Genomic DNA, 10,825 nt, shown 5'->3' on the forward strand with positions numbered 1-10,825 from the left:
CCTCAATTCAATACTTTTTTTGAATGTTCACAAGTAACTTCCGTAATTAAATGTGCAGCCTGTTTGGAACCTGAGTGATCCTTGTACGCGTTCTGATAACTTTTTATTAAGTTCTCTTTATTATTGATGAGCCTATGAGCTTTCTTATAAAATAAATCTGAATCAAATCCATAGTTGGTTTCATACCCCATTTTATTTAATCTTTCAAAGGCTTCTGCTTCATGATATTCCTTATAAGACGATAGACAAAAGATTGCAGGCACCTTTAAAGCTGAAACTTCAGTAACAGTTATCCATCCAGGGTGTGATAACAACAAATCACATTTTTTCAATAGAGGAATCCAATTACTTATGTACGGTATGGAAAGCATCCCCTTAGGTACAGAAACATCTTCCTTAGCCAACAGCACCATTTGTACTTTTGGATAGTCCTTCTTTAAATCTTCAAATAGCTTAGTGTAGAGTGATATCAATTTTTCTTTATTTTCTTTAAACATGGTTGTTCCACTAACTGTAGCAACAATTAATGGATAAGCATCTTTTTTTACACCTAGTTCAAATAGAAACGATGGATCATCATTTTGATCGATTGGTCTAATCATAGGGCCTACAAACTGAATTTTTTCTTCTTGAAAATATTTTTCTATGATAGATCCTTCGTCCATATCTTTCACATAAGGCTTATCCGTTAACATTAATGAAGTATTATCACCTAGCCACTGAAATAAAGCGTTCATTGAATTTCTAGCCTCATCTAGCTCATTTTTGTTAACATTAAATTCTCCAGCTTCAAGAAGATCATTTGGTACGTCTACTAAAGTAAAATTAAATCTCTCTGTGACAAAAACATGTTTTATTCTCAGTAAACAAGCAGCGATACTAGCATTAATATTGTAATCACTTACCACTACATCAGGTTTATTTTCAAGAAATAAATTCATGTACTTTAAAATTTTAGAACCATTGAAGAATGTTTTAGAAAAATATCCACCTATCATTGTTTCCCAGTTTAAATTTTTTTCTAAATGAGACTTTTTTGTATGGTTCACTACTTTTTCAGGATTAAAATCTATTACCTCTACACCTATTCCATTAAATAAATCTGTAAAGGTATCTTGTAAAGAACTGAGAACAACGGTCACATTTACGTTTTTCTCCTTAACCAAATCATATGCTATTGAATACATTCTCATATTGTGTCCTGTACCAGTTGGATTAGGTACCATAAATATCCTTGCCATATGAACTCCTCCTTAACTATTATTTTTGTGGACAAAACTATTGGCTTTGACTAAAGAACCTTTTAAAATAGTTACTCCGCCTAGAATTTTAGCTCCATCTTCGATTGTTACATCATCTTCAATAATGACTGGTAGTAAAGTCATCGGTAGAGAGAGTTTATTATAATCATGGGAGGTAGAAATAATATGTACGTTTTTCCCAATCCTAACATTGTCACCTATAATAACCTTTCCACCGCCTTCGACAATTGTTGAATCACCTATAGAAACATTTTTGCCTATGGTAATTCCTCCATCTATTTGCAATTTTCCACTTGAGTCACTAATCTTCTTGCCAATCATGATAATGTTTTTTCCTAGGTGAAGAGGGAAATTACCGTCAATATCAGCGTCAATAAAATTGAATACGCATTTTTGATATCTATCTTCAATTTCTTTCTGTAAGTTATTTTTTAGGATAGGATCTCGAAAATTTCTTCTAAACGCATTTATTAAGTTTCGAAAATTAGGTTCGCTGTCATTCATAATATTTCTATCTTTCAATTTAGTAGCAGGTTGACCAACCATAATACTGTATGGTGGAACATTCTTTTCTACGATAGTGTTTGCTCCTATAATAGCCCCTTCTCCGATGTTTAACCCACCTTTGATGACAGCCCCGGCACCTATCCATACATATTTTTCAATAGTCGTTAGCTTCTCACCACCAATTTTTGCATTAGAAGCTATTTGAACACCTTTTTTGACTATTGCATTTTGGAGTATAGATCTAAATCCAACAAAAACATCTGTATCCATGGTAGATGATGACAACTTACTTTCTCTTCTTACCCATGAAAATGAGCTCACCTTAGAATTGATTAACTCTACACCTGGTTCAATAAGTGGAGTTTCATTTCCATTAATAAAATCACTAAGATATGTATTTGAACTTTTTATTTATTCTCACACCCTTTTTTTTTCTTAAAACCATCCTATCATGAAGAAGAAATCTGTTCCTTCAACTTATGTTTAGATTAACCTTTATTTTTTTAAAGGTTCATTTAGTAAAATTTTTTATGTAATAACCTTTTCCTCTTGAACAAACTAACACTTGAGGTTTACATGGATTATCTTCTAATTTCTCTCTAAGTTTTCTTATATAAACATATAAAACTGCTGGGCCAGTAGTATCTAAATAATCTATTAGTTCTTCTGAACTTAAAGGAGTTTCGTTTTTTGTAAGGATGTATAACAATTTAAACTCAATTGTAGACAGATGAATTTTCTCGTCCCCTTTATAAAGACAGTGGCTTTCAATGTCAAAGATTAAATTCTTGGTTAATAAATAAGAATTGTTATTGTCTCTATGTTGGTAAGAACCTTTATTATTTTCCTTTAGTTTTAAGGCTTCAATAGTGTTAGATATAACATTTCTGTTAGATGAGTCAACAAACATAACAGGACAGGTAATAGTATTTAAAATTTTATGTAGGCCCGATTGGTTATGAACAGTGGGTAAATCATAAATTAATAAATTAGGAGCTTTTTCTCTGAAAAAATTTGAGTCATGTTTATTCAAAAACGTAAACTCAAACTGCGATAGTGAAAATTCTAATATCCAAGCTAAATATTCATTTGTCGTCACTACATAAGTTTCAATCATTAATGTTTCCTCCAAAATTCAAAAGTTAGAATCTTTAAACAATATATTACATTTTATACTATTGTTTCATACTTTTAAAACTATTTTTTGTAAAATTTTTAAAATTAATGTACTTTTTTGTAAAAAAATAAAGGGTTTTACCACAGAAATAAGGATTATTTTGTAAAATCATGTACTTATTTTACCAGATATATTTTTTTTGTATATTTAGCAATTGTTAAAATTTACTTGATTTTCAAATTTCCTTATACTATGATACTTTCATGGATATAAAACAATTAGACGATCAGATGAGGGTACAAATTTTCAAGGCCTTATCAGATGAATCAAGGCTTACAATTGTTCGGACTCTATATCAAAGTGGAAGAGAGTTAAGTTGTGGAGAGGTAGGGGAAAGATGCGATATTTTAAAAACAACAGCTTCGTATCATTTTAAAACTTTGAGAGAGGCGAAACTAACAACTGTAAGAAAAGATTCTAGAACTAAATACGTAAAGTTAAATTTAGAAACATTTGAGAAGTATATACCTAACTTCTTGGAAACTCTCTAAGAGAGTTTCCAAGTTACAATTTGTACAATAGTTTTAAAGTTTTAAAACTATTAAAGATGGAGGAGCTTATATGAATAAAATAATTACTTTATTTTTCTTTGTAATGTTTGTTATTGGTACAGATACATTTCTAATATCCCCTTTATTACCTACACTTTCTGATTTATATAATGTATCTACAGATATTTCAGGTTGGATGGTGAGTGCATATGCTCTAGGATATGCTGTCTTCGCTTTTATAGCTGGGCCTATATCTGATAATCTGAACCGAAAGAAAGTAATGTTATATGGAATGATTGCATTTACTATTTCAACATTCCTTTGTGGTGTAGCTTCAAGCTTTTGGATGATGTGTGCAATGCGACTTATTGCAGGAATAAGTGCAGCATTTGTTACTCCGCAAGTTTGGGCATCTATTCCTTTATTGGTAAAACCAGAAAAGATAGTAAAAAGCATGGGTATTGCTACAGCAGGTTTAGCGATTTCTCAAGCTTTCGGTCTGCCTATTGGTAGTTATTTTGCTTCTTTCTCATGGAATACACCATTCTTCGTATTATCTGGATGTTCATTTGTTCTAATTCTTTTAATAGCAGTAGTAATGCCATCTATAGAAAATAAACAAAACATTCAAAATAAACAATCCATTCTTGGACGTTATAGATCTTTATTTTTAAATCCTAAAGCCTCCACGTTATTTTTAGCGTACCTTCTGTTCCAAACAGGAAACTTTGCTTCCTTTAATTTTTTAGGTACATGGTTAAGTGCTGACTATAATTTTAACGTTACACAAATAGGACTCGCTATGCTTATATTAGGTATTGGAAACTTCTGTGGAAGCTTCTTTGGCAGTGGATATGTCTCTAAAATTGGTAATGCCTCTACTCTTTTTGGTGGTTTAATCTTAATGGCAGCCTTATACTTTAGTTTACCTTTCTATCATAATATCGCTCTGGTAGAAGTTGCTTTTTTCCTAATGTTCTTTATAGCTGGAATTTTATTCCCTTTAATGATGAGTTTATTACAATCTCTGTCTGCAAATGCAAGAGGAACTATTGCAGCTTTATCAAATTCTGCTATGTACATAGGCACTACTCTAGGTACTTGCATTGCTGGGTTTCTATACCACTACTTTGGTAACTTCATTTCTGTTACTACGTTTACAGCATCTATGTTTATTATCTCTATTCTTATTTATAAGGTAAGTGGTGTTTTAAATCCTGTTAAAGCTAATGTTACAAAAGAACAAAACGCAGTAAAATAAAGGGCTGAAATTCACATGTACCCTGGTGGTAATCATATTACTTTATCTTCTCTGTTTTATGCTTTGAATCACCCTACTAGAATTATGCTTTTAGTTCAATTAATAGAGAATGAAGAAGTACCTTATAATTTTTTTGAATATTCAGGTTCTAAACCTAATTTATCTCATCATCTTAAGATTTTAAAACAATCAGGCTTAACCTATACTAGGAGAGATGGCGTTAAACGCTATATATTTCTAAAAAGAGACCTTATTGATACTCAATTTCCAGGTTTAATTCAAATAATACTTAATAATAAAGATAATATTCACTAAAATCGTTTTGTTGTTTTTATACTCCATATTTATTAATAGAATTTATAAAGAACTCCCCTTTTTAAAAAGGGGAGTTCTTTACATTAAAAACATTTTATGCAATTTCTTGTCTTTTAACTAATTTAAAATCTGGAGATTTAGTACTTACAAACAGTATTAGAATAAAGCTTATTAAAATAATAATGCCGTCTAAAAATACCGGGAATATCCAGCTACCTGTTGTATCTCTCAGAGCACCATTAATGACAGGAGAAAGAACTGCCCCCATCTCACCTATTAAATTCCACATTCCAAAGGCTGAACCTCGAAATTTTGCTTCAACCATATCAGCGGTTAAAGAGTGTGAAATAGGCTGAAGAGCGTTAAAAAATAAACTAGTGATAAATAAAAGAATTCCCATAATTAGTACAGAGTGTCCACCAGATAGTAAATAGAATCCAAATGCTATAGTTAAAGCTCCTTGCGCAAAAGTTAAAAAACAAAGTAAAGACTTCTTACTCCAATTTTTTTTCATAACATAATCTGCTAGAAATCCACCTGCTGGATATCCTAAGATACCTGCTCCGGCATTAAAAGCAGCAGTCAAAGTAGCTTGAAGAAATGAAGTTCCTGCTGTACTAGTTACAATAGATATAGACCAATAACTAAAGAACCATAAATTCCATAGTATTGCTACAGCCGATAAATACATTAGCAAGAGGTTTTTACTAAAAAGATTGATTGAGGTATTCTTATTTTTATTTTTACCTCTCAAACTAAATGCTATTAGAGTAAATGCTAGTATAAGTTCCAGTACAGCTACCATCCAATCAGATAACCCAATCCAATCAGTTACTTTATAGATTAATAAAATAGCGAGTAAAAATAACAGTGAATATGAAAATAGTTCAATGAATGCATTTCGGTAATGCATCTCTTTCTTATCACGCTTAAATAGACTATATAAACATATTCCTACTAACAAGGTAGCTATCCCTAAAATTATAAAAGGCATCCTCCAGCCCTCATGTTTTCCAAGGATGTTCTCTCCTAATTCAATCATGTAAGGAACTGAAAGTGTACCTAGTGTTAAACCTATAGCCAATCCGGTTATTACTACGCCCATCCCCAGATTCCTTTTTTTATAGGGAGTAACTTCAATAACTAGTGCTCGATCGTTAGAATAGTAAGCACCTTCTCCTAACCCTACGGTGATTCTTAAAATAATGAATACAATTAACAAGGAAAAGAGACCACTTAAGAGAGTAGCTATTCCTGCCCAAATAAGACTAATGGTCAATATTGTTCTGTAGCCATACTTATCACCTAGAATTCCACCTGGAAATTGAGTTAACATATAACCAGTAAATAATAAACTACCTAGAAACCCTCCTAGTGCATAGGGGTGAGCAGCATCCTGTAAGAATGAAACATGATTTTGTATCATCCAAGTAATAACTGGACCGGTAATTGAACGATCTGCTGAATTAAAAATCCAACCTATAAGTAGAAACAACCAAATAGTATGATATTTTTCCCATTTAAAATTTCTCAAGAATTTCCCTCCATTTAAAATTCATAATTCTATGGATTAAACATATCACTTTATAATTTCAGTTGTCCTACAGCAAAAGTTTAGATAGATATTAATAAATTTTAAGGAGAAAGTTCTATTAGATGGGTATATTTATACATACAAAATTTTAAGTAGGTTTAAAAATAAATTATTTATTTAATAACTTTTTAACTTTTTTAATTGTGTCTTCCTTTTCTAAGGGTCGATAAACTGTTAATTTCAAATCTGGAGAATCATAAACTTGAAGAGTCATGTGTTCCATAAATAGTGTTCCCACGTAAGGATGTCTAATTTCTTTTTCACCGATGGGAGTCCCAGAAATCTCTTGATCACCCCACCATTGACTGAATTCCCTACTGTTATTTTTTAAATCGTTAACTAAATTTCCAAACCACTCCTCACCAATGAAGCGATTAGTAGTACCTCGAAACTGTGCAAGTAACCTCTTAGCATGATCTTCCCAATTAACAAGTAAACTTTTATATTCTACTGAGCAAAAACAACGCCAGACAGCATTTCTTTCTTTCTCGCTCATTTTTGTAAAATCACCAAATACTTTACAAGCAATACTATTCCAGGAAATAATATCCCATTTTTCATTTGTGACGTATACAGGACAATCTTCTAAATGATCTATAAAGTTCTTTACAACTGGATGCAACGAATTCTCTACGTTTCCCTTCATTTCCAATGGTATTTGATGATTTGCTAATAGATAAATATGCTTTCTCTCTTCATTATTCAAATTTAGTACCCGAGAGATACTCTCCAACACTTGGGTTGAAACCTGAATATCTCTCCCTTGTTCTAACCACGTATACCAAGTTAAGCCAACACCGGCTAATTGAGCAAGTTCCTCTCTTCTAAGTCCAGAAGTTTTTCTTCTTTTGCCAATAGTGATACCAAAATCTATAGGAGACAATTTATCTCTCTTTGATTTTAGAAACTTACCAAGCTGCTTCTTTTTTTCTTTTTCAATACTCACTTTTATATACCTCCTATAAAAAGCTATACAAAAGAAATTAAATTCTTTTATACACTGAATACAATTAGAATATCAAAAAACAAAAAGAGTGGAAATTATTCCACTCCTTCCAATTTAAGTTATTTCGTAATTAAGCTATATTATCTAACAGTTTCCTGAAATTTTCTCCTAAAACTTTTCTCTCAACTTCCGCATTAGGTGCATAACGCTTAATTGCCTCTATAGTAATATAAGGATCTCCATATGGATAATCAGCTCCGAATATAGTTCTATCTGGAATCTCGTTCATCGCTAAGGTTAAAGCAAAGGTAGTATAAAAAGCTGAAGTATCAATATAAGCATTAGGAGTATTTTTAACAAGTTCAATCGTTTGAAGCCAATTTATACCTCCTAAATGTCCAAAAATTACTGGAATCTCAGGATATTGTTTTGCTAGCCCTATTAATTCTACAATGTCATCTAATTGCATAGGAGCAAAAGTATGAATCCAGATTGACAAACCTTTAAATTCTTTCAATGCCTCAAAAATTGGCTTTAAGAAAGCAATTTGGCCACTTCCTAAAGTGAATTCACCTACCCCTTTTAAGTTATTGGCTACAATGTATTCCTTAATCCATTTTTTTGTTTCTTCGACTTCTAATCCCAAGGGGACAGAACCAAAACCAATGTACTTATCTGGATATTGGTTAATAACTTCTACCAGTTCCTTCATAGAATTCTTTCTAGCATTTATACTATTGACATTATTATTAAGAATTTGATTTAAGGCTTCCATTTCTTGTTTAAATGAATTTAATTTTATAGCTTTTTCTGGATGGATTAATGTAGAAAATAATATAGTCTTGTTAATTCCTAAGTCATCCATAAGTTGAATATGTTTAGAAACAGGAAATGTTACATGTGAATGACTATCTATAATCAAGTTATTCACCTACTTTAGCTAAAGAATTTTTATTTTTTCTTTCTTCAATAACTTCTGTAGCAACTCCTAAGATAGTATTTAATCCATTAGGAAAACCAGAATAGATAATCATTTGTAACATTACTTCGATAACTTCTTCTTCTGTCCAGCCTACATTTAATGCTCCATTAATATAAAATTTTAATTGTTCAGTATTTCCAAGCGCTGTCAAGCCTGCAACAGTGGCAAGAAGACGTGATTTTAAATCTAAACCCGGTCTAGAAAATATTTGACCATAATTGAATGAAACTGCTAATGTTCCCAAGTCGGGTGAAATGGAATCTTTAAAACTGTTTACAATTTCCTCATAATTGTCAGCATCAATTTGTTTTAAAATTTCTAAACCTTTTTTAAAATTTTCATCTTGTTTTAACATAATATCTTCTCCCTCAATTAATTTTCACTTGTTGAATTGAATTGAATTTAATTTCTTTTTTACACCGATGATTGAAGTGAAGGCAAAAAGAACCATAATAAAACCTACAGAACAAACCCCCATCCATTTAAAATGGCTCCAGGCGAGCGTACCTAAGTATGATCCTAATGCTCCTCCTAAAAAAGTAGAAACCATATAAATACCGTTTAGACGGCTTCTTTTTTCTTCAGATAATTGAAAAATTTTAGCTTGACAAGCTACCTGATTAGCTTGGGTTCCCATTGTTACTAATAAACTTCCTATTATAATGGCTGTTAGAGACGAACCCGACAAGATAAAAATTAAGAATGAAACCAATGAAAGATTCATGCATAGTATACTTGCAAGATTAGCCCCTTTTTTATCAATTATTCTTCCAATAATGGGTGTAGCAAATGCTCCACCTATTCCCACTAAACCTATTGTCCCTGCAACACTGCTCGCATAGTGAAAAGGAGAATTACTTAGTCGAAAAACCAATGTAGTCCAGAATAAACTAAAAGCTCCAAACATCATTCCCTGGCTAATACAAGCTCTTCTTAATATGTTTTCCTTAATAAAAAGTGGCCAAAGTGAAGCCAGTAGTTCTCCATACTTCATTGTTTGTTTACCTTTACTTTTTGGAAGGTAAATTCTAATGAGTAGAATTACTAACAAAGTAAATGCGAATGAAATCCAATACATTGCCCTCCAACCCAAGTAAGTATCTACAATTCCACTGATAAAACGTGCCCCTAAGATTCCACAAACTAAACCTATAGCTACATTACCTAAGATTTTCCCTCTTTCTTTATCGCTAGCAAGACCAGCAGCTAGAGGTACTATAATTTGTGGAACGATAGTAAAGAATCCTAATAATAAATTCGATATTATTAACCAAATAAAACTAGTTGATATAGCAGAAGCAACAAGACTTAAACAAACTAGTATCAGAAGCGATAAGATGATTTTACGTCTCTCAAATAAATCACCTAGTGGCACTAAAGTTAGATTCCCAATAGCATATCCCACTTGCGTTAAAGTAGCTATAATTCCTATTTGATTTGAAGATATGTGAAACGAGTCTGCCATACTTAATAATAAATTTTGATTTAAATATACATTTGAAACTGTAAAACCACAGGTTAGAGCCATCAGCAATACAATACCTTTATTAATTTTATTTCGTTGTTCCATGTTCTCACCTCCTTTTCTAAACTTAGGATACAAAAAACATAATCCCAGTAATAGGAGTGAGTTTATACTGTTATAAAAAGTACCAGTCTTACTTTCAATATTTATTATTCTTGGTTAAACAAACTAATTTTGATTGTAGATTTTTTCTGAAGACGTTAGTAATTTGATTTCAAACTTAAAAGGATGATAAAAATGATAGATTTCTTATACGAAACAAAAGTCCGTAAACGTATACTTTTACGGACTTTTGTTGGTTCTTGTAATACCCGTTATGTAAACTGAAATATTTAATTGTCTTTGGATATAGGATAAAATCTATATTAAATGAAATATTTAACGGAGTGTGCTTATGTTGTTAGTTTTGATTAGAAATTCTTTGATTTTAGCTATAGGATTTTATCTATCTATCATCTTTTTACCCGAAGTGTTGTATATAAACGAGACTGTTTCCAAATACTTAATGGTGATACCTACTGGCTTATGGCTTCTTCGATCAAAGAATAGATGGTGGTTTAACATAATTTCTGTTTTTTTAGGACTTATAATCTTATTAACTGCATTTGAATTCATTTAAAACAAACTAAAAAAGCTATCTTGGAGATGGTACGATAAACTGGACACTAAATTAAGAGAAAAAGGTGATTCGGTTTATGGGTAGAAAAGTTTATGATCGTCAATTTAAAATGGCTGCAGTTCAGTTGGTACTGGAAGAGAACCTAT

The 10,825-nt window shown here is 31.5% G+C and carries 11 protein-coding genes; 3 read left to right on the forward strand and 8 right to left on the reverse strand.

Annotation, left to right across the window (positions count from 1 at the left end):
* Positions 1-2: 2 nt before the first annotated feature.
* From AC0C45_RS21995 to AC0C45_RS22005, 3 genes are all read right to left on the reverse strand, one after another.
* Positions 3-1,241: a glycosyltransferase gene (locus AC0C45_RS21995; protein WP_257065002.1), complete on the reverse strand. Its 1,239-nt coding sequence runs from the start codon at positions 1,239-1,241 to the stop codon at positions 3-5.
* A 12-nt stretch (positions 1,242-1,253) separates the two neighbouring features.
* Positions 1,254-2,054 carry a DapH/DapD/GlmU-related protein gene (locus AC0C45_RS22000; protein WP_257065008.1) on the reverse strand — a complete coding sequence of 267 codons (801 nt, stop codon included), beginning with the start codon at positions 2,052-2,054 and terminating at the stop codon, positions 1,254-1,256.
* Positions 2,055-2,280: 226 nt separating this feature from the next.
* On the reverse strand, positions 2,281-2,886 hold the full coding sequence (locus AC0C45_RS22005; RefSeq protein WP_216651850.1) for a response regulator transcription factor: 606 nt from the start codon (positions 2,884-2,886) through the stop codon (positions 2,281-2,283).
* Positions 2,887-3,149: 263 nt separating this feature from the next.
* Here AC0C45_RS22005 and AC0C45_RS22010 point away from each other — a divergent pair, with 263 nt between their 5' ends.
* The 3 genes from AC0C45_RS22010 (at position 3,150) to AC0C45_RS22020 (ending at position 5,013) form a co-directional block, all read left to right on the forward strand.
* The gene (locus tag AC0C45_RS22010; RefSeq protein WP_253948286.1) at positions 3,150-3,437 is read left to right on the forward strand and encodes an ArsR/SmtB family transcription factor; all 288 of its coding nucleotides are present in this window, start codon (positions 3,150-3,152) and stop codon (positions 3,435-3,437) included.
* A 70-nt stretch (positions 3,438-3,507) separates the two neighbouring features.
* The gene (locus AC0C45_RS22015; RefSeq protein WP_171779164.1) at positions 3,508-4,698 is read left to right on the forward strand and encodes an MFS transporter; all 1,191 of its coding nucleotides are present in this window, start codon (positions 3,508-3,510) and stop codon (positions 4,696-4,698) included.
* A gap of 15 nt (positions 4,699-4,713) precedes the next feature.
* On the forward strand, positions 4,714-5,013 hold the full coding sequence (locus AC0C45_RS22020) for an ArsR/SmtB family transcription factor (protein WP_171779163.1): 300 nt from the start codon (positions 4,714-4,716) through the stop codon (positions 5,011-5,013).
* A gap of 94 nt (positions 5,014-5,107) precedes the next feature.
* Here AC0C45_RS22020 and AC0C45_RS22025 read toward each other — a convergent pair whose 3' ends face one another.
* The 5 genes from AC0C45_RS22025 to AC0C45_RS22045 form a co-directional block, all read right to left on the reverse strand.
* The gene (locus tag AC0C45_RS22025; protein WP_472928795.1) at positions 5,108-6,547 is read right to left on the reverse strand and encodes an MFS transporter; all 1,440 of its coding nucleotides are present in this window, start codon (positions 6,545-6,547) and stop codon (positions 5,108-5,110) included.
* 169 nt (positions 6,548-6,716) lie between these two features.
* Positions 6,717-7,553 (reverse strand): helix-turn-helix transcriptional regulator, encoded by an 837-nt coding sequence (locus AC0C45_RS22030; RefSeq protein WP_171779161.1) that lies wholly within the window; start codon positions 7,551-7,553, stop codon positions 6,717-6,719.
* Between the two features lie 130 nt (positions 7,554-7,683).
* On the reverse strand, positions 7,684-8,475 hold the full coding sequence (locus tag AC0C45_RS22035) for an amidohydrolase family protein (RefSeq protein WP_171779160.1): 792 nt from the start codon (positions 8,473-8,475) through the stop codon (positions 7,684-7,686).
* A gap of 1 nt (position 8,476) precedes the next feature.
* Positions 8,477-8,890, reverse strand: coding sequence for a carboxymuconolactone decarboxylase family protein (locus AC0C45_RS22040; RefSeq protein WP_171779159.1), 414 nt, complete (start codon positions 8,888-8,890; stop codon positions 8,477-8,479).
* A 24-nt stretch (positions 8,891-8,914) separates the two neighbouring features.
* Complete coding sequence (locus AC0C45_RS22045) at positions 8,915-10,105, reverse strand: MFS transporter (RefSeq protein ID WP_257065027.1); 1,191 nt, start codon at positions 10,103-10,105, stop codon at positions 8,915-8,917.
* Positions 10,106-10,825 lie beyond the last annotated feature (720 nt).

It is taken from the genome of Priestia sp. VA7, assembly GCF_055710015.1.

Coding starts and splice junctions, on each gene's coding strand:
- AC0C45_RS21995 (WP_257065002.1), bottom strand. CDS start 1,241: ATGGCAAGGATATTTATGGTACCTAATCCAACTGGTACAGGACACAAT.
- AC0C45_RS22005 (WP_216651850.1), bottom strand. CDS start 2,886: ATGATTGAAACTTATGTAGTGACGACAAATGAATATTTAGCTTGGATA.
- AC0C45_RS22010 (WP_253948286.1), top strand. CDS start 3,150: ATGGATATAAAACAATTAGACGATCAGATGAGGGTACAAATTTTCAAG.
- AC0C45_RS22015 (WP_171779164.1), top strand. CDS start 3,508: ATGAATAAAATAATTACTTTATTTTTCTTTGTAATGTTTGTTATTGGT.
- AC0C45_RS22020 (WP_171779163.1), top strand. CDS start 4,714: ATGTACCCTGGTGGTAATCATATTACTTTATCTTCTCTGTTTTATGCT.
- AC0C45_RS22040 (WP_171779159.1), bottom strand. CDS start 8,890: ATGTTAAAACAAGATGAAAATTTTAAAAAAGGTTTAGAAATTTTAAAA.
- AC0C45_RS22045 (WP_257065027.1), bottom strand. CDS start 10,105: ATGGAACAACGAAATAAAATTAATAAAGGTATTGTATTGCTGATGGCT.